Genomic DNA, 17,186 nt, shown 5'->3' on the forward strand with positions numbered 1-17,186 from the left:
ACGCAATGAGCAAGATCACCATCACCGACCTGCAGAAGATGAAGCAGGACGGACAAAAAATCACCGCCATCACCGCCTATGATGCCACCTTCGCCAAGCTGTTCGACGACGAAGGCGCCCAGGTGCTGCTCATCGGTGATTCCCTCGGCATGGTGCTGCAGGGAGGGGACGACACCCTGGCCGTCAGCATGGATGAGATGGTCTATCACACCCGCTGCGTGGTGCGTGGCGCCAGCAAGGCGCTGGTGGTCACCGACATGCCGTTCATGAGCTACGCCACTCCCGAGCAGACCTACCAGAACGCCGCCCGGCTGATGGCCGCCGGCGCCCGCATGGTGAAGATGGAAGGGGGCGACTGGCTGTGCGAGAGCATTCGTCACCTGACCCGCAACGGCGTGCCTGTCTGCGGTCACCTGGGGCTGACCCCGCAATCCGTCCACGTGTTTGGCGGCTTCAAGGTGCAGGGGCGTGACGAGTTCCACGCCCAGGAGATCTACCGTCAGGCCCTGGAGCTGCAAGCGGCCGGTATCCAGCTGCTGGTGCTCGAATGCGTGCCGGTCGCCCTGGCCGAGCGCATCAGCAAGGCGCTGCGCATCCCGGTGATCGGCATAGGCGCGGGCCCGGCCACCGATGGCCAGATCCTGGTGATGCACGACGCCTTTGGCATCACCTCCGGCTATGTGCCCAAGTTCACCAAGAACTTCCTGGCCGAGACGGGTGACATGCGCGCCGCCATCCGCCTCTATGTGCAGCAGGTCAGCGAGGGCACCTTCCCCGGTCCCGAGCACTGCTTCAACTGATCCAGGCCTCATGAACCGCAACGGGGGCTAAGCCCCCGTTTCGCATCCCTCTCTGGCCCTTTCAATTCCTGTTTCTTTGACCTATCCGAAGGTGAACTGTTGGTGATGTTGCTCGTGAACTATCCCGTGCCATCCACGCTGGCCCTTTCAATCCCTGTTTCTTTGACCTATCCGAAGGTGAACTGTTGATGTTGGTTGTGAACAATCCTGCCGCTCTGCGTGAACAGATCGGCCAATGGCGCCGCGAAGGCCGCGCCATCGCATTCGTACCCACCATGGGCAATCTGCACCAGGGCCATCTCACCCTGGTCGATGAGGCCCGCAGCCGCGGCGACAAGGTGGTGGTCAGCATCTTCGTGAACCCCTTGCAGTTCGACAAGGCCGAGGATCTCGCCAACTATCCCCGTACCCTGGAGCAGGACTGCGCCGCCCTGCAGGCCGCCGGCGTGGATCTGGTGTTCACCCCGACCCCGGAGCTGATGTATCCCCAGGGGCTGGCCAGCCAGACCTTCGTCGAGGTACCGGGTCTCTCCAGCCTGCTGGAAGGGGCGCTGCGCCCTGGCCACTTCCGTGGTGTCAGCACTGTCGTCACCAAGCTGTTCAACCTGGTGCAGCCCGACGTGGCCTGCTTCGGCCAGAAGGATTACCAGCAGCTGGCGCTCATTCGCAAGATGGTGGCCGACATGGCCATGCCGGTCGAGATAGTCGGCGTGCCCACTGTGCGGGCCGAGGACGGGTTGGCCCTCTCCTCGCGCAACGGCTACCTGACCGCCGCCGAGCGGGCCCTGGCCCCCGAGCTCGCGCGCACCATGAACTGGATTGCCGAGCAGATTGAAGCGGGGAACCACCACCTCCCCTCCCTGGTGGCCCAGGCCAGCCAGCGTCTCGACAACGCCGGCTTCAGGACGGATGCCATCGACATCGTCGATGCCGACACCCTCGAATCCTCCACTTCTGCCAGCAAGCGGCTGGTGATCCTGATGGCTGCCTATCTCGGCAAGGCACGCCTCATCGACAACCGCGTTGTCACCCTCATCAGCGCAAGCAACGACTGACAGTCCCGATGGCCGACCCTTACCCCGGCAAGGCCCGCCTTATCGACAATAGTGTCGTCACCCTTCAGGGTTGAGACACGGCAAGGAGACAGAGATGTCCCAGAAGGTTTATTGCATCGCCCAGTTCCTGCCCAAGCCGGGCAAGGAGCAGGCCCTGTTCCAGGTCTTGCAGGGGCTGGAGCCCAACACCCTGAGGGAGGACGGCTGCCTGCAGTACAGAGTCACCCGCCACATTGCCAGCCCCTTCGCCGAGGGGGAGAGCTTCCCCATCGTCTTCAACGAGATCTGGCAAGACATGGCCAGCTTCGAGGCCCACTGCCAGCGCGCCGAGATCAAGGCCTTCTTCGAGCGTTACTGTCTGGCCGAAGAGGGTCTGGCGGCCAAGTGGAACGTCTGCGTCTACAGCGACGAGCCGGCGGACTACGACGCGCCAGCCCTCTGAGGCTCTGCACCAGACAAATAAAAAAGGCGCCCGAGGGCGCCTTTTTGCTGGCCGGTTGCACCTCAGTGACGCAGCCCTGTCCCGCGGGAGATGAGCCACCAGGCAAGTCCGTAGAGCGCGACTATGAAGCCGATGATGATGAGGTAGGCGGTGCCGAGCGGCACGTCGGAGATGCCGAGGAAGCCGTAGCGGAACGCGTTCACCATGTAGATGATGGGGTTCACCTGGGAGACCCCCTGCCAGAACGGCGGCAGCAGGCTGATGGAGTAGAAGACTCCCCCCAGATAGGTGAGCGGCGTCAGGATGAAGGTCGGGATGATGCTGATGTCATCGAACGACTTCGCGAACACGGCGTTGATGAGCCCCCCCAGGGAGAACAGGATCGAGGTCAGCAGCACGGTGAAGCAGACACTGAACAGATGGTGGACCTGCAGCGGCACGAAGAACAGGGAGACCAGTGTGACGATGAGACCGACACAGAGACCCCGTGCCACACCGCCGCCCACATAGCCGGCGATGATGATGTAGTTGGGCACTGGCGCCACCAGCAGCTCCTCCACGTTGCGCTGGAACTTGGCGCTGTAGAAGGAGGAGGCGACGTTGGAGTAGGAGTTGGTGATGACCGACATCATGATGAGGCCGGGCACGATGAACTCCATGTAGCTGAAGCCTCCCATGTCACCGATGCGCGACCCTATGAGGTTGCCGAAGATGACGAAGTAGAGGCTCATGGTGATGGCCGGCGGCACCAGGGTCTGGATCCAGATGCGGGTAAAGCGGCTCACTTCCTTGGCCAGTATGCTCTTGAAGGCGATGTAATAGGTCATGGGATTCATGCTTTGCGACCCTCCTCTACCAGGTTGACGAACAGCTCTTCCAGCCGGTTTGCCTTGTTGCGCATGCTCAGCACCTGCACCCCCTGGGCGGAGAGCTGCTCGAACAGGCTGTTGAGGGACTGGCTCTTGTCCAGCTCCACCTCCAGGGTGTGCTCATCCTGCATGCGACCGTTGAACTCGGGCAGGGTCGGCACCTGGCTGCCGGGCACCAGATCCAGCAGGAAGGTCTCCCGCCCCAGCTTGCCGAGCAGGTTCTTCATGCTGGTGTTCTCGATGAGGCGCCCCTTGTCGATGATGCCGATGTTGCGGCACAACATCTCGGCCTCTTCCAGGTAATGGGTGGTGAGTATGATGGTGACACCCTGCTCGTTCAGATCCTTGAGGAAGCTCCACATGGAACGACGGATCTCGATGTCCACCCCGGCGGTCGGCTCATCCAGGATCAGCAGCCTGGGCTCGTGCATCAGGGCGCGGGCTATCATCAGCCGGCGCTTCATGCCGCCGGAAAGGGTACGGGCCGCCATGTCGCGCTTGTCCCACAGATCGAGCTGGCGCAGGTACTTCTCGGCGCGCACCTTGGCCTCGGCCCTTGGCACGCCGTAGAAACCGGCCTGGTGGGTGACAATCTGGCTCACCTTCTCAAACTGGCTGAAGTTGAACTCCTGGGGCACCAGCCCGAGCTGGGCCTTGGCCAGCTCCAGATCGGTGTCGATGTCGTAACCGAACACCTTGACCTTGCCGGCACTCTTGTTCACCAGCGAACTGATCACGCCGATGGTGGTGGACTTGCCCGCCCCGTTCGGGCCGAGCAGGGCGAAGAAATCTCCCTGCTTGACGGTGAGATCTATGCCCTTGAGGGCTTCGACGCCCCCCTGATAGGTCTTCTTCAGACCGCTGATTTCCAATGCGTTCATTGCAACCCCTGTGATGGATGAGCCCATCTCGAGACAGAAAAGGCGGCTTTAGCGCCGCCTGAAGACAGTCGATGGCGGGCGGCCAAGCAGCCCTGCCACGTCCGAGCCTTGCTTACTCTTGCGGAACTACCTTGCCGATGAAGGGCAGATTACGGTACTTCTGGGCGTAGTCGATGCCACAGCCCACCACGAACTCGTCCGGGATGGCGAAGCCAATCCAGTCCACCGGCACCTGGACCTCACGACGGGACGGCTTGTCCAGCAGGGTGCAGATGGCCAGGGATTTAGGTTCGCGCAGGGAGAGGATCTCGCGCACCTTGTTGAGGGTGTAACCGGTGTCGATGATGTCCTCGACGATCACCACGTCCTTGCCTTTGATGTCGTCATCCAGATCTTTGAGGATGCGCACGTCACGGGTGCTGTGCATGCCGGAGCCATAGCTGGAGGCAGTCATAAAATCCAGGGTGATGGGCAGCTGGCACTGACGGCAGAGATCGGCCAGGAAGACGCAGGAGCCGCGCAAGAGGCCAATCATCACGACTTCATCGGAGCCCTGGTAACGGGCGGTGATCTCTTCACCCAGTTTGGCGATCCGGGCGGCGACGTCAGCCTCGGAGATCATCACCTCGACGTTGTGTTTCATCACTTACTCCAATAATGGCCAAAGGGTTATTGGCCGTTCATTAACATCAAAACCGATGATTCTACCACTCCAACCGGAAGGCGTCAGGCATACGTGATGCTTTTATCGGCTTATTTTAATTGATAGAGTTAGCAAGCCTTCGGGCATTATCGGTGACAATACTATAAACACCATAATCAATAACTATTAGATGAAAAAACTATGGAACCACGCGCAGAAATAAGACGTCGGACCCGGCTGTCGCCGGAGGCTCGTCGTGATCAATTGATGGAATGTGCCATCGAGGTATTTTCCCGTCGCGGCATTGGCCGTGCGGGACATGCCGAAATTGCCGAGCAGGCCAAAGTCTCGGTTGCCACCGTGTTCAACTATTTCAACACCCGTGAAGATCTGGTCGATGAAGTGCTGGCCGAGATTGAAGGCTTTGTGCAGCAGATCCTCGAGCAGGCGTACAACGGCCAGGGCTCGGTCAGGGACAGCATCCACCGCCACGTGAAGCTGTTCGTTGACGCCGCCTATGACAAACCGGACCACGCCAGTATCTGGCTGGAATGGAGCTCGTCGGTACGGGAAGAGGTCTGGCCCCGTTACACCCGCCTGCTGGACAAGGCGCTGGAGCGCATCGCCCCCCACCTGCAAGCGGCCATGGACAGTGGCGAGATCCAGAGCGTGCTGTCGGCGCAGGATCTGGCTCGCTCCCTGACCGGGTTCGGCTACGTCATGATGCAGATGATCAATCAGCCACAGCGCCCGAGCCGGGAAGAAGTGACTGATTTTCTGTTCAAGTACGTGACGGCACCCCTCCAGGTGGTCTGATCCTCCCTGCCAATAAAAAGCGGCGCCGGACTGTTCAGGTCGGCGCCGCTTTTGTTTGTCTCCCTTTCGTCTCAAAGACTCAGGACTTGGCATAGCCCCAGCGCCCGGTCAGCGCATGCTCGACGCCCAGATGATCCAGGATGCGGGCGACCATGAAGTCCACCAGATCCTCGATGCTTTTCGGCTCATGATAGAACCCCGGTGCGGCGGGCATTATGGTCACCCCGAGCCGCGCCAGTTTCAGCATATTCTCCAGATGGATCGCCGAGAAGGGGCTCTCGCGGGGCACCAGAATGAGCTGGCCGCGCTCCTTGATCACCACATCCGCCGCCCGCTCCAGCAGGTTGTCGGAGGCGCCGTTGGCGATGGCCGAGACGGTGCCCATGGAGCAGGGGCAGACCACCATCTGCCTGGGCGCCGCCGAGCCGGAGGCCACAGGCGAGAACCACTCCTCCTTGCCGCAGGCCACTATCTGACCCTCTCTGGCGCCATATTGGCGACAGAGATAGGCCGACAGCTCTTTCGGCGAGCCCGGCCACTCCTGCTGCTGCTCGGTCTTGAGCACCACCCGGGCGGCCGAAGAGGCGAGCAGATAAACCTTGTAGTCCGCCTGCACCAGACACTGGAGCAGGCGCAGGGCATAGGGAGCGCCGGAGGCACCGGTCAGCGCCAGGGTGATCTGCTTGTTCATGATGTGCCTTGCTTGAGGCGGGCTATCAGCTTGTCGTGAATGCCGCCGAAGCCGCCGTTGCTCATGATCAGAATATGATCCCCCGCGCGGCTCTCGGCCACCAGCCGGTTGATCAGGGCCTCCAGATCGTCAAACACCTGCGCCGGACGCGTCATGTGGGCGGTTACCTCGCCAAGGTCCCAACCGATGTTCGCCGGCTGGAAGAAGAACACCTCGTCGGCGCCGTCGAAGCAACCTGCCAGCTCCTCCTTGTGCACCCCCAGCTTCATGGTGTTGGAGCGGGGCTCCAGCACCGCCAGAATGCGGGCCTTACCGACCTTGGCACGCAGGCCGCCGAGGGTGGTCTCGATGGCGGTGGGGTGGTGGGCAAAGTCGTCATAGACGCTGATGCCCGCCACCTCGCCCTTGAGCTCCATCCGCCGCTTGGGGGACTTGAACTGGCAGAGGGCGGCTATGCCGTGCTCCACCATGACACCGGCATGGCGGGCAGCGGCGATGGCCATCAGGCCGTTGTTGACGTTGTGCTCGCCTATGCACTCCCAGTGCACCTCGCCCTGCTTGACCCCATCAAGCCACACCTCGAAGACGGAGCCGTCATCGGCCAGCTTGACCGCCTTCCACTTGGCGTCGTCCTGACCCACCAGCTCCACCTCGCTCCAGCAGCCCATCTTGCGCACGGCGGTGAGGTTGTCATCGGCCTGGGGGAAGAGCACCCGGCCGTTGCTCGGTACTGTGCGCATCAGGTGATGGAACTGGCGCTGGATGGCGGCGAGATCCGGGAATATGTCCGCGTGGTCGAACTCCAGGTTGTTCATCACCAGGGTACGCGGATGGTAGTGGACGAATTTGGAGCGTTTGTCGAAGAAGGCGCAGTCATACTCGTCCGCCTCGATGACGAAGAAAGGGGCTGAGCCCAGACGGGCGGAGACCGGGAAGTTGCCCGGTACGCCACCGATCAGGAAACCGGGCTCCAGCTTGGCGTATTCCAGTACCCAGGCCAGCATGCTGGCGGTGGTGGTCTTGCCATGGGTGCCCGCCACGGCCAGCACCCAGCGATCCTGCAGCACGTGCTCCAGCAGCCACTGGGGGCCGGAGATGTAGGGCAGATTGCGATCCAGCACATACTCCACGCAAGGGTTGCCACGGCTCATGGCGTTGCCTATCACCACCAGATCCGGCGCCGGATCGAGCTGGGAGGGGTCATAGCCCTCGGTCAACTCGATACCTTGCTGCTCGAGCTGGGTGCTCATGGGGGGATAGACGTTGGCATCCGAGCCAGTGACTCGATAGCCCAGCTGTTTCGCCAACACCGCCAGACCACCCATGAAGGTGCCGCAGATCCCGAGAATGTGAATGTGCATACCGCTGCCTTTTCCAGTAAGGGAGTGCGCATTCTAGGGTCTGTTGACCCGGTGGCACAAGCCGCGACCATGACCAGAGCGCAGCCAGGCCCGGCAAGGCGACAGAAATCGGACTGCCTCAGGCGACGCGACATCCACCAGCACGCTCCCATGCCCGCGAAATATGGTCATTTGACGGGACATGGCTATAATGTCGGCCTGCAAACTTGACTCCAACACTCAAAGGAAACGTCATGAGCCTGAACCTGGTACCGGCTGGCAAGAGCCTGCCTGACGACATCTACGTCATCATCGAAATCCCGCAGAATGCCGACCCGATCAAATACGAAGTCGACAAGGACAGCGGTGCCATCTTCGTTGATCGCTTCATGTCCACCCCTATGTTCTACCCGTGCAACTACGGTTACGTGAACGCCACCCTGTCCCTGGACGGGGATCCCGTCGACGTGCTGGTGCCGACTCCCTACCCGCTGCTGGCCGGCTCCGTCATTCGCTGCCGTCCGGTCGGCGTGCTGAAGATGACTGACGAATCTGGCGAAGATGCCAAGATCGTGGCCGTGCCGCACTCCAAGCTGACCAAGCAGTACGATCACATCCAGGATGTGAACGACCTGCCCGAGCTGCTGAAAGCCCAGATCCAGCACTTCTTCGAGCGCTACAAAGAGCTGGAAGCGGGCAAGTGGGTCAGGGTGGAAGGCTGGGGCGACAAGGCCGCCGCCGAAGCTGAAATCCTGACTTCTGCCGAGCGTTACGCTGCCAAGTAAGCGTCTCCCTCGCAAAAAAAAGGCGCCTTATGGCGCCTTTTTTATTGGCCGTTGCGGGGACTGACCGGGGGGATCCCCCTGGATATAGAGGTCGCGCCCGTTCTGCCGATAGGGGCGGTAATAGTTGTCACCACAGCGATATTCCTGCCCGGCGCCTCCCACCAGATCGCAGTTGACCGGCAGCACCTCCAGCCACTTGACGGCCTGCTGGAACCGCAACCACTCCTGCCATTCATGTTCCCGCGCCAGCTGATCCCGCAAGGCGAAGGTATCTGCCGTGGACATGCCCTGATTGACGATCACCTGACCCGCCTGTGCCGGCAACGAGAGCAATATCAGCAAACACATTGAAACAGGCTTCATGGTTATTTCTCGCATGACTTATTTTCCTGATTAAATTTAAAGCTGGATCAGATAATTACCAATATCGTCATCACTAGACCAATCCAAATTCCGTCGGCTCACCTAGTTGTTTAGTATCACCCAAGCAGGATGCACACCATGAAACTGGCACAAGGCCTGATGTGGAGTCTACTCTTCGGCTCCGCGGCTATGGCCAACGAGGTCAACCTGAGCTGGCAGTGGCAATCAGCCGACGGTCAACGCAAGCACCTGCAACTGAGCACGGACGAGCGGGTCCTCTCGGCCAGCCGCCACGAGATGACGCTGCTCGATGCCTCCCTCAACTATCCGCTGGAGACCCTCTACTCCTACATCAGCCCCAGGCTCTACAACAGCATCAACCAGATCAACCAGAACAGCCCGGAGACGGCGACCAAGTTTCGCAATCTGGAGCAGGCCTTCACCCTGCATGACGACAGCCTCGAATCCACCCAGTTCTGGCAGGCCTATGAGCAGTATCAGGAAGATGCCTTCTACGAGATGCGGGTGTTGCCCTGCGTGCACCCGGCCAATCGCCAGCTCCCCTGCGTGAGGCCCAACTACTCCCAGCTGTTCTACCAGTTCAAGGGGGATCTCAAGCCCCTGGCCAGGCAGTTCTCGGCCAAGGATCTGGCCACCAGCGTCAACCTGTTGCAGGAGTGGTTAAGCGCCATCCCCACCCCGCCCGAACAGATGGATCACTTCGCCCCCCCTGCAGGCCCTGCAGGACAACAAGGCCGACAGCGACGAGAAGGCGCTGCTGATGGCCAGCCTGCTGGCCGAGCTGGCACCGCAATACAACCTCAGCATCATCTATCCGGGCATCAGCATCGGCAGCGTCTCGCCGGCCTGGCTCGCCATCACCGCCGACAGCGGGCTGGAAGGGGATACCCTGGTGATAGACAACCAGCGCCACGTGCTGCTGACCGGCTCCCCCCTGCTGGCCCAGCAGATGACCATGGCCCAGATCCCCCTGATCAGTGAGCCACTCTATTGAGTCCACTGCCAGAGTGTATGGGCAAGCGGTTGATTTTTATCGACTCCATGCCATCCTTGCCGTCCCCATTCGCAAGTTAAGGGGCAGATTGCTTCTGCGACCGGATCAATCCTCGCGTTTATTTAACACTTTTTAAACAGATCCGATCAGTTTAGGATGTGGGTTGTCCCATTCCCTAGATCCCAAAATCGTTATAACATAACAAAGGAGTGTCATACGGATGAAACATCTCGTACTTACCCTGGCGCTGCTGCCAACCCTGGTTCTGGCCCACAACATCAAGGAGTCGGCTCAGGTACCGCTGGTCAACATCGGCGACAAGGGTGAGCTTGTGCTGAAAGAGAAAGAGATCAGCTATCAGCCCTGGCAAAGCAAGGTACTGACCGGCAAGGTCTTTCTGATCCAGCATATCGCGGGCCGCTCCAGCGCCAAGGAGCTCAATGCCCCCATGATAGAGGCGATCAAGGCGGCCAAGCTGCCCCATGACAAGTACCAGACAGTCACCATCATCAACAGCAATGACGCCATCTGGGGCACCTCCGGTTTTGTGAAGAGCAGCGCCGAAGACAGCAAGAAAGAGTTCCCCTGGTCCACCATGGTGCTGGATGCCAAGGGCATGGCCCGCAACGCCTGGGATCTGGCGCCGGAGAGTTCGGCCATCATAGTGCTGGATAGAGAGGGCAAGGTGCTGTTTGCCAAAGATGGCCAGCTCGATGCCACCGAGATAACCAAGGTGATGGGGCTCATCCAGTCCCATCTCTGAATCAGAGAGAAGGGCGCTGATGGCGCCCTTTCCATAAGGGTCTATGGGTCGTTCCACGTTGACAATCTGGGTGTTGCTGCTGGGCTGGTTGTGGATGCAACCGGCGCTGGCACAGCACCCGCTTGAAGCCGACCTGCCCGACCATAGCCATGCCTGCACCCTCTGCGCCCTGCATCTGGATGGCAAGCTGGCACTGACCCCGACCCCCTTTGTCCCCACTCCGTCCTCTGCCATAGCGCTGTTTATCGGCGCCCCCCTGCCGAATGTCACCCCCACCACAGCAGGCCAATGCCGCATCAGAGCCCCGCCACACCTTCATTGTTTCTTCCGTTGAATCAGTTTCTTATCAATTTTTCAAAAGGATTAACGATGAAAGCAGTCACCCTGTTGCTGGCCGCAGCCGCCTTTGGCGCCCAGGCAAATCACGACGAACACGAAAGTCACAGCCATGGCGCCCACGAGCATGGCCACGGCCACCTCAATCTGGTGGTCGATGGCAACCAGCTGATGATCGAGTTGCAGGCACCCGCCGCCGATCTGGTGGGTTTCGAGCACGCCGCCAAGAGCGATGAAGAGAAGGCGCAATACGCCAAGGCAGTCGCCCGCCTCCAGCAGCCTGACGCCCTGTTCCGCCTGGACCCGGCCGCCGGCTGCAAACTGACCCAGCAGGCGCTGCAAGCCGCCAAAGAGGATCACGACCATGACCATGACAAGGCTGCCAGCGACGAGCATGAACACCATCATGACGAAGCGGGTCACGCCGATCTCGAAGCCATGTATACCTACACCTGCGCCACCCCGGCCAAGCTCAATGGCCTTGAGGCGACCCTGTTCAGCCTCTATCCAAGCCTTGAGAAGCTGAGCGTGCAGGGGATACTGCCCACCGGTCAGACCGCAGCCGAGTTGACCCCGTCCGCCAACAAGCTGAGCTGGTAACGCCATGAAAAACGCCGTGGTTGAGATCCGCGATCTGGCCTTTGCCTGGCCAGGTGGCGAGGCTGTACTCGATCTGCCCGCCCTGCGCATCAGCGAGGGGGAACGGGTGTTTATCAAGGGGCCGTCGGGCTCTGGCAAATCCACCCTGCTCGGCTTGCTGGCCGGGATCCAGACCGCCAACCACGGCACCCTGGAGGTGCTGGGCCAACCGCTGGCCCGGCTCTCCGGCCGTGCCCGTGACCACTTCCGAGCGGCCAATCTGGGGTACATCTTCCAGCAGTTCAATCTGCTGCCCTTTCTCTCGGTGCTGGACAACGTCACCGCCGCCCTCACCTTCTCCCCCGAGAAGCGCGCCCGCTTGCAGGGGAGCCCGGAACAGGAGGCGCGCCGCCTGCTAGGGGAGCTGCAACTGCCGGACGAGGCGCTGCATCGTCCCGTTCACGCCCTCAGCATCGGCCAGCAGCAGCGGGTCGCCGCCGCCCGGGCGCTGATCGGCTCACCGCCCCTGGTGATCGCCGACGAACCCACCTCGGCCCTGGATACCGACAACAGGGCCGCCTTTATCAAGCTGTTGTTCGAGGAGTGCGACAAGCAGGGCTCGACCCTCGTCTTCGTGAGTCACGACCCCTATCTGGAGCCGCTGTTCCCCCGGGTGGAGAACCTGCAACTGCTCAACCGGAGGGCCGCATGATGACAGCCACAAACCAGCGCCTCTGCCCGGCCAGCCTCGTCGGGTTGGGTAGATCACAAGCTAAAAAACGGAGGGCATCATGCTGAAACTTGCCCTGCAAAGTCTCTGGGCCCGCCGTCTCACCGCCGGGCTTACCCTGCTGGCCGTTGCCATCAGCGTCACCCTGCTGCTCGGAGTGGAGCGGGTGCGAATGCAAGCCCGGGAGAGTTTCTCCAACACTGTCTCGGGTACCGATCTCATCGTCGGCGCCCGCTCCGGTCAGGTGAACCTGCTGCTCTACTCGGTGTTTCGCATCGGCAACCCCACCAACAACGTGGGCTGGGACTCCTATCAGGCCATCAAGACAAAGCCTGGCGTCGCCTGGACCATTCCCCTCTCCCTCGGTGACTCCCACAAGGGGTTCAGGGTGCTCGGCACCAACGGCGACTACTTCACCCATCTGAAGTACGGCCAGCAGCAGTCGTTGCAACTGCGCGAAGGACGGCCATTCGAGACGCCTTTCGAGGCGGTGCTTGGCGCCCAGGTGGCACAGAAGCTCGGCTACAAGCTGGATCAAGCCATCGTCATCGCCCACGGCGCCGGCAACACCTCCTTCAGCCAGCACGACAACCTGCCGTTCAAGGTGGTGGGAATACTGGCACCGACCGGCACTCCGATAGATCGCACCATACATGTGCCGCTGGCGGGGATAGAGGCGATCCACCTCGGCTGGGACACCGGCCGTCACAGCAAGAATGTGACCCCGGAGCAGGCGCTGGCACAGGATCTCACCCCGAAAACCATCACCGCCTTTATGGTGGGGCTGAGCAACCGCATTCTGGCGTTCCAGCTGCAGCGCAGCATCAACACCTATCCCAGGGAGCCGCTGATGGCCATCTTGCCCGGCGCCGCCCTGCAGGAGCTGTGGAGTCTGATGAGCGTGGCGGAGACGGCGCTCTCGGTGATCGCCGGTTTCGTGGTGGTGGCGGGCCTCATCGGCATGCTGACCACCCTGCTGGCGGGGCTCAACGAGCGGCGCCGCGAGCTCGCCATATTGAGATCCCTGGGCGCGGGTCCCTCCCACCTCTTCCTGCTGCTGGCGCTGGAGGCGATGGCGCTCACCACCCTCGGCATCGCCCTCGGGGTGGCCGTGCTCTATCTCGGCCAGGGGCTTGCCACCCCCTGGCTGCTCAGCCACTATGGCCTGCAACTGAGCCTGGGGCTGCCGAGCGCCTACGAGTGGCAACTGCTGGGGCTGGTGTGGCTGGCGGGCATGGTGATAGGCCTGCTCCCCGCCGCCCGCGCTTACCGCTACAGCCTGAGCGATGGCATGAGCATCCGCGTCTAACGCCTCGGCCCCTGACAAAATAGAGAAGGACAGATGATGAAGTGGAAGATAGTGGCGCTGCTGGCCAGCCTGCTGGTGCTGCCTGCCATGGCCGCCGATTACAAGACCATCGACTGGGACGTGCTGATCCCGGAGGGGGAGAAGCTGCTGCCACCGCCCCAGGTCAATCACGAAGACCCCATGTCGGTGCCGCAGCCGGTGGGGGGCGTCAACAAGAAGCTGGACAATCAGGAGGTGCGGATCCCCGGCTTCGTGGTGCCGCTGGAGGGGGATGCCAAGACCATCACCGCCTTCTTGCTGGTGCCCTACTTCGGCGCCTGCATCCATGTGCCGCCACCCCCCACCAACCAGGTGATCTACGTGAGCTACCCCAAGGGAGCACCTGTGGACGATCTCTGGGACGCCATCTGGGTCAAGGGCAAGATGCACACCGTCAGCTCCAGCCACGAGATGGCGACCGCCTCCTACTCCATGGAGGCGGTCGAGGTCAGCGTCTACGAAGAGTAAGCCACGCCAATGGCCTCCTGCGGGAGGCCATTTTTTTATCCGGTGACAGCCAGCTGACGTCGTCCCCGCCTGAGGGATTGTTCATGGGCCAGGTTGGAGTAACATTCAACACCAGACCCTGCGATCACGGAGCCAGCATGGCTGACCTGCCCCCCAAGAAAGAGAGTGCCATCCTGAGCAGCCAGGAGCAGACCCTGCGCCTGGCCCGCAGTCGCGGCATAGACGGCATGCTGACCCGCAACAGCGACAGCACCTTCGAACAGCGTGCCACCTTCCGCCATCTGGCGGATCAGGCCGCCCGCCAGCGCAATCTGGAAGCCATCATGGTGATGGCCGCCCGCCACTGCGAAGAGACGGCGGCCGGCGGCGAGATGGACAGCGACTGGCTGACCCGCTTCCTGCAACTGGCCGAAGACATCAGCATGGTGCCCATGCAGCAGCTGTGGGGGCGGATCTTCGCCCTGGAGGTGGCGACCCCGGGGCGCTTCTCCATCCGGGCCCTCAACACCCTCAAGGAGATGACCCAGCGCGAAGCCCAGCTGTTCCAGCGCATCTGCGCCCTCTCCTGCCACTACGAGGGCAGCGACGAGCAGCGCCTGCTGCTGGGCATGCACAAGGGGGCTGGCCTACTCAGCCGCGCCAAGGTCACCCGCATGGGACTTGGCAAATACCGGGTCCCCTACAGCGCCCTGCTGCTGCTGTGCGATCTCGGCCTGATGCACCGCGGCGAATTGGAATCCGGCCCCCTGCCTGCGGACGGGGTCGAGCTGGCCTTCGGCAACCAGCGCTGGCGCCTGCGCCAGCGCCAGAGCAACCTCACCCTGCTCTATTACCGCCTCACCCCCATCGGCAACGAACTTGCCCTGCTGCTGGAAGAGCCCCCCCTGGAGGAGTACCTGCAGGACTTGAAGACACTGCTCTCCACCAACCTGCAGATAGAGACCCTGATGCTTGCCCCGGCCGGCGAGCCTGATCTCCCCAGCTGATCCCGGCGGGCCCTCAGGCTTCCCCCTGACTCCCCAGCGGCCGACAAAGGCCATGGGCCCGGTATGGTCACAGATACCGGGCCCATGAGCATGACAAGGTAAGCGTGAGCGCGACTCATTTCTTGATCTTGCCCATAAAACCACCCTCTCCCGCTTCCCACACCAGCCCCGTTCGGTAACATGGTCAACATGAACACCTCTCGTCGAAGTCAGCCATGAGCCAGACCAGAGCTAAGCCACAGGTAAAAAGCAGCAGGCTGGAAGCTGAAATTCAGGGGCGGTAGCCTTGCCGGTGATTCCCACGGCCCACTCTCTTACTGTTTCTATATTTTGTGGTGATTGCTGAGCAAAAAGAGGGTGTCAAACGAACACGCTCAGCTTCAGAGGTTTTCCGGTAAAACACTGATTTAAAATTAACTTTTTCACGGCGGTTATCGGGGCGGAGCGAAGTTATATGGAAGGCGGTACTAACTTGTTAGTATCGCCTTCCATATAATCACGGTTAGCTCTCATCACAAAAATCCAACATTGTAGCAAATATGAATATTGAAAAAGAAAATGAACGGTTATCACAGCAAAAAATGCTTGATTACATTCTTCACGAACCCAAGTCAACGGAAATGTTGACTATCTATTTCTCTGACTATGGAAGTGGAGACCATGATTATGGTATCTACTGCGCTCTAGTTCCGATAGACCAAAAGGAAGAAGTTCTCTCAAATTATACGTGGGATTTGAGTATTGGATCAGGAGCACCCGGTTCTTGTGTATATTATGATGATGGTATAGAGACTCCTAAATACCACAGGTTTGGTAATGACAACGGCATTGAACCATTAATTATTTGCAGAGATTTTCATGGTTTTAAAACTAATTACAAGGAAATATCTGAAGAGTTTAGGTTATTTCACAACCTTTATCATGATCACATTAACAATAGGTATGTAAAAATTGATGACAATGGCAATGAAATAACTATTATTGAGATTGAGCCGAGTAAAATACAAATAAGACTGAAGGAATTAAAGCAATTCCTTTCCATTAAGGAAATGTTTTTATCCATACAGTTTGATTGTAGAGAGCACTCCCTACTTTCTGAAGAGGAACTATCTCTTGATGATATTGAATTATCTGAAGAAAGCGAATCTCATATATGGAAACTTGCATACGGTGATTTTGGCGGCATTAGTAAATATCAAGTATTCTCTAGGTTGCTAGGTAAAAAAATTATAAAGCCATTTCCCAAATCAAAAAGTGGGCTATATGGATTCACAAAAGAAGAACCCAAGAAGTTTGTCGATTTCATCATAGACACTGATGAGGTTGGAGATGAACTATCGTACAGTTCAAACCCTGACTTGCTTGCCAATTTTTTTGGTGCAAATCCAGAGGCACCAAATTATCTGACAGCTGTAAATTTCAAAAAGGAAGTATTGGATAAGTACTATGGAAAACCGAGTAAATATTCAGTTAATGATTCGAGTCTAAGCTGTGCAAGCTTATGGGGACTACAGATAGATAATCACCACGACGGCAAGGTCTGTGTTTGGTTGGGTGATTTAGGTAGAGACCTTCCATATGAAGAACAGTTACATTGGAGATCATACAACATTGCACCATCGGGTGGTGTAAGCGAAACCTATTACAAGCGTCAAATAATGGCACAATTTATTGACTCAGATCGCTTAGAACATGTATTCAAATCTAAGTACTCAGAATTACAAAAAATTAGCAGCGATAATATAGGATGGAAGCTATTGCTTCCCCTGAATGATGAAGATATTTATCACTTTGAATGCCTAAGAATTCCATCAACAAACGAGCAACGTGATTTTGATGATCTCGTCCTGGGCCTTACCAAAGTTCTCATAGACTCTTTAAATGAAAAGCAATTGAACATATTCATAGAAAAAGATTTGCGAGGAGATATAAAAGGTGGGATATCTCGACTGGAAACTGCTTTTAAAAATAACTCCATAGAAGGATATGAAGATCATATTGAGTTCCTAAGAAAGCTTCAAAACCTACGTTCCAGTAGTTCGGCTCATAGAAAAGGCAGCAACTACAAGAAAATTGCAATCGAATTTGAAATCGGAAGCAAAGATCTGATTTCTGTTTTCGAGGGTATATTAGCCAAATCAGTAGATTTATTGGATTATTTCATAGAGGTATGTTCCTCTGAAAAATTACAAAAAAGCTAACAATGAAATCTAGGTGACGCCTATGGCACACCTGATTTAGGTGTTAGAAAGGAAGTCAATCATTTCAATTATCCG

Annotated in this window: 19 protein-coding genes and 1 pseudogene; 14 read left to right on the forward strand and 6 right to left on the reverse strand. The window is 58.7% G+C overall.

Annotation, left to right across the window (positions count from 1 at the left end; all coding sequences use genetic code 11):
* The first annotated feature begins 5 nt into the window (after window positions 1–5).
* The 3 genes from panB (at window position 6) to OC537_RS12695 (ending at window position 2,297) form a co-directional block, all read left to right on the forward strand.
* On the forward strand, window positions 6–800 hold the full coding sequence (panB, locus tag OC537_RS12685) for a 3-methyl-2-oxobutanoate hydroxymethyltransferase (protein WP_042648904.1): 795 nt from the start codon (window positions 6–8) through the stop codon (window positions 798–800).
* Window positions 801–988: 188 nt separating this feature from the next.
* Window positions 989–1,855 (forward strand): pantoate--beta-alanine ligase, encoded by an 867-nt coding sequence (panC, locus tag OC537_RS12690; RefSeq protein ID WP_262111721.1) that lies wholly within the window; start codon window positions 989–991, stop codon window positions 1,853–1,855.
* A 94-nt stretch (window positions 1,856–1,949) separates the two neighbouring features.
* On the forward strand, window positions 1,950–2,297 hold the full coding sequence (locus tag OC537_RS12695) for a putative quinol monooxygenase (RefSeq protein ID WP_262111723.1): 348 nt from the start codon (window positions 1,950–1,952) through the stop codon (window positions 2,295–2,297).
* Between the two features lie 62 nt (window positions 2,298–2,359).
* Here OC537_RS12695 and OC537_RS12700 read toward each other — a convergent pair whose 3' ends face one another.
* The 3 genes from OC537_RS12700 to hpt all read right to left on the reverse strand — a co-directional run bounded on the left by OC537_RS12700 (window position 2,360) and on the right by hpt (window position 4,690).
* Entirely contained in the window at window positions 2,360–3,133 is a 774-nt protein-coding gene (locus OC537_RS12700) for an ABC transporter permease (RefSeq protein ID WP_025328198.1), read from the reverse strand.
* Complete coding sequence (locus OC537_RS12705) at window positions 3,130–4,047, reverse strand: ABC transporter ATP-binding protein (RefSeq protein ID WP_025328199.1); 918 nt, start codon at window positions 4,045–4,047, stop codon at window positions 3,130–3,132. Before OC537_RS12705 ends, OC537_RS12700 begins: the two co-directional genes overlap by 4 nt.
* Before the next feature lie 112 nt (window positions 4,048–4,159).
* Window positions 4,160–4,690, reverse strand: coding sequence for a hypoxanthine phosphoribosyltransferase (gene hpt / locus OC537_RS12710; RefSeq protein WP_025328200.1), 531 nt, complete (start codon window positions 4,688–4,690; stop codon window positions 4,160–4,162).
* A 201-nt stretch (window positions 4,691–4,891) separates the two neighbouring features.
* Here hpt and OC537_RS12715 point away from each other — a divergent pair, with 201 nt between their 5' ends.
* The gene (locus OC537_RS12715; RefSeq protein ID WP_025328201.1) at window positions 4,892–5,506 is read left to right on the forward strand and encodes a TetR/AcrR family transcriptional regulator; all 615 of its coding nucleotides are present in this window, start codon (window positions 4,892–4,894) and stop codon (window positions 5,504–5,506) included.
* 79 nt (window positions 5,507–5,585) lie between these two features.
* Here OC537_RS12715 and OC537_RS12720 read toward each other — a convergent pair whose 3' ends face one another.
* Both OC537_RS12720 and mpl read right to left on the reverse strand, forming a co-directional pair.
* The gene (locus OC537_RS12720; protein ID WP_262111734.1) at window positions 5,586–6,197 is read right to left on the reverse strand and encodes a flavin prenyltransferase UbiX; all 612 of its coding nucleotides are present in this window, start codon (window positions 6,195–6,197) and stop codon (window positions 5,586–5,588) included.
* A complete protein-coding gene (gene mpl, locus OC537_RS12725; protein ID WP_262111736.1) occupies window positions 6,194–7,558 on the reverse strand; it encodes a UDP-N-acetylmuramate:L-alanyl-gamma-D-glutamyl-meso-diaminopimelate ligase in 1,365 nt (454 codons plus the stop codon). Before mpl ends, OC537_RS12720 begins: the two co-directional genes overlap by 4 nt.
* A gap of 233 nt (window positions 7,559–7,791) precedes the next feature.
* Between mpl and ppa the strand changes: the two genes are divergently transcribed.
* Window positions 7,792–8,322, forward strand: a complete 531-nt coding sequence (gene ppa, locus OC537_RS12730) for an inorganic diphosphatase (protein WP_262111738.1) — start codon at window positions 7,792–7,794, stop codon at window positions 8,320–8,322.
* A 27-nt stretch (window positions 8,323–8,349) separates the two neighbouring features.
* Here the strand turns inward: ppa and OC537_RS12735 are convergent, their stop codons facing one another.
* The gene (locus OC537_RS12735) at window positions 8,350–8,700 is read right to left on the reverse strand and encodes a hypothetical protein (RefSeq protein ID WP_193558498.1); all 351 of its coding nucleotides are present in this window, start codon (window positions 8,698–8,700) and stop codon (window positions 8,350–8,352) included.
* Window positions 8,701–8,823: 123 nt separating this feature from the next.
* On the opposite strand from OC537_RS12735, the pseudogene OC537_RS12740 reads away from it, so the two are divergent.
* From OC537_RS12740 to OC537_RS12780, 9 genes and pseudogenes are all read left to right on the forward strand, one after another.
* Window positions 8,824–9,700: pseudogene (locus OC537_RS12740) on the forward strand (hypothetical protein).
* Between the two features lie 220 nt (window positions 9,701–9,920).
* The gene (locus OC537_RS12745) at window positions 9,921–10,463 is read left to right on the forward strand and encodes a YtfJ family protein (RefSeq protein ID WP_262111740.1); all 543 of its coding nucleotides are present in this window, start codon (window positions 9,921–9,923) and stop codon (window positions 10,461–10,463) included.
* 43 nt (window positions 10,464–10,506) lie between these two features.
* Window positions 10,507–10,797, forward strand: coding sequence for a hypothetical protein (locus OC537_RS12750; RefSeq protein WP_316044155.1), 291 nt, complete (start codon window positions 10,507–10,509; stop codon window positions 10,795–10,797).
* Window positions 10,798–10,832: 35 nt separating this feature from the next.
* A complete protein-coding gene (locus OC537_RS12755) occupies window positions 10,833–11,399 on the forward strand; it encodes a DUF2796 domain-containing protein (RefSeq protein WP_262111744.1) in 567 nt (188 codons plus the stop codon).
* A 4-nt stretch (window positions 11,400–11,403) separates the two neighbouring features.
* Complete coding sequence (locus OC537_RS12760) at window positions 11,404–12,090, forward strand: ABC transporter ATP-binding protein (protein ID WP_163155865.1); 687 nt, start codon at window positions 11,404–11,406, stop codon at window positions 12,088–12,090.
* 79 nt (window positions 12,091–12,169) lie between these two features.
* Window positions 12,170–13,417 (forward strand): ABC transporter permease, encoded by a 1,248-nt coding sequence (locus OC537_RS12765; protein WP_262111748.1) that lies wholly within the window; start codon window positions 12,170–12,172, stop codon window positions 13,415–13,417.
* A 33-nt stretch (window positions 13,418–13,450) separates the two neighbouring features.
* Window positions 13,451–13,924 (forward strand): DUF3299 domain-containing protein, encoded by a 474-nt coding sequence (locus OC537_RS12770; protein ID WP_025328211.1) that lies wholly within the window; start codon window positions 13,451–13,453, stop codon window positions 13,922–13,924.
* A gap of 137 nt (window positions 13,925–14,061) precedes the next feature.
* Window positions 14,062–14,910, forward strand: coding sequence for a TIGR03899 family protein (locus OC537_RS12775; protein WP_106885858.1), 849 nt, complete (start codon window positions 14,062–14,064; stop codon window positions 14,908–14,910).
* A 539-nt stretch (window positions 14,911–15,449) separates the two neighbouring features.
* Window positions 15,450–17,111 carry a hypothetical protein gene (locus tag OC537_RS12780; RefSeq protein ID WP_262111752.1) on the forward strand — a complete coding sequence of 554 codons (1,662 nt, stop codon included), beginning with the start codon at window positions 15,450–15,452 and terminating at the stop codon, window positions 17,109–17,111.
* Window positions 17,112–17,186 lie beyond the last annotated feature (75 nt).

It is taken from the genome of Aeromonas sp. Marseille-Q5825, assembly GCF_946892685.1.
In the GTDB taxonomy this organism is placed as follows: Bacteria; Pseudomonadota; Gammaproteobacteria; order Enterobacterales; family Aeromonadaceae; genus Aeromonas; species Aeromonas rivipollensis.

Coding starts and splice junctions, on each gene's coding strand:
- OC537_RS12755 (WP_262111744.1), top strand. CDS start 10,833: ATGAAAGCAGTCACCCTGTTGCTGGCCGCAGCCGCCTTTGGCGCCCAG.
- OC537_RS12715 (WP_025328201.1), top strand. CDS start 4,892: ATGGAACCACGCGCAGAAATAAGACGTCGGACCCGGCTGTCGCCGGAG.
- OC537_RS12775 (WP_106885858.1), top strand. CDS start 14,062: ATGGCTGACCTGCCCCCCAAGAAAGAGAGTGCCATCCTGAGCAGCCAG.
- OC537_RS12720 (WP_262111734.1), bottom strand. CDS start 6,197: ATGAACAAGCAGATCACCCTGGCGCTGACCGGTGCCTCCGGCGCTCCC.
- OC537_RS12700 (WP_025328198.1), bottom strand. CDS start 3,133: ATGAATCCCATGACCTATTACATCGCCTTCAAGAGCATACTGGCCAAG.
- hpt (WP_025328200.1), bottom strand. CDS start 4,690: ATGAAACACAACGTCGAGGTGATGATCTCCGAGGCTGACGTCGCCGCC.
- OC537_RS12760 (WP_163155865.1), top strand. CDS start 11,404: ATGAAAAACGCCGTGGTTGAGATCCGCGATCTGGCCTTTGCCTGGCCA.
- OC537_RS12695 (WP_262111723.1), top strand. CDS start 1,950: ATGTCCCAGAAGGTTTATTGCATCGCCCAGTTCCTGCCCAAGCCGGGC.
- OC537_RS12770 (WP_025328211.1), top strand. CDS start 13,451: ATGATGAAGTGGAAGATAGTGGCGCTGCTGGCCAGCCTGCTGGTGCTG.
- OC537_RS12705 (WP_025328199.1), bottom strand. CDS start 4,047: ATGAACGCATTGGAAATCAGCGGTCTGAAGAAGACCTATCAGGGGGGC.
- OC537_RS12735 (WP_193558498.1), bottom strand. CDS start 8,700: ATGCGAGAAATAACCATGAAGCCTGTTTCAATGTGTTTGCTGATATTG.
- panC (WP_262111721.1), top strand. CDS start 989: ATGTTGGTTGTGAACAATCCTGCCGCTCTGCGTGAACAGATCGGCCAA.
- OC537_RS12750 (WP_316044155.1), top strand. CDS start 10,507: ATGGGTCGTTCCACGTTGACAATCTGGGTGTTGCTGCTGGGCTGGTTG.
- OC537_RS12765 (WP_262111748.1), top strand. CDS start 12,170: ATGCTGAAACTTGCCCTGCAAAGTCTCTGGGCCCGCCGTCTCACCGCC.
- mpl (WP_262111736.1), bottom strand. CDS start 7,558: ATGCACATTCACATTCTCGGGATCTGCGGCACCTTCATGGGTGGTCTG.
- OC537_RS12745 (WP_262111740.1), top strand. CDS start 9,921: ATGAAACATCTCGTACTTACCCTGGCGCTGCTGCCAACCCTGGTTCTG.
- ppa (WP_262111738.1), top strand. CDS start 7,792: ATGAGCCTGAACCTGGTACCGGCTGGCAAGAGCCTGCCTGACGACATC.
- panB (WP_042648904.1), top strand. CDS start 6: ATGAGCAAGATCACCATCACCGACCTGCAGAAGATGAAGCAGGACGGA.
- OC537_RS12780 (WP_262111752.1), top strand. CDS start 15,450: ATGAATATTGAAAAAGAAAATGAACGGTTATCACAGCAAAAAATGCTT.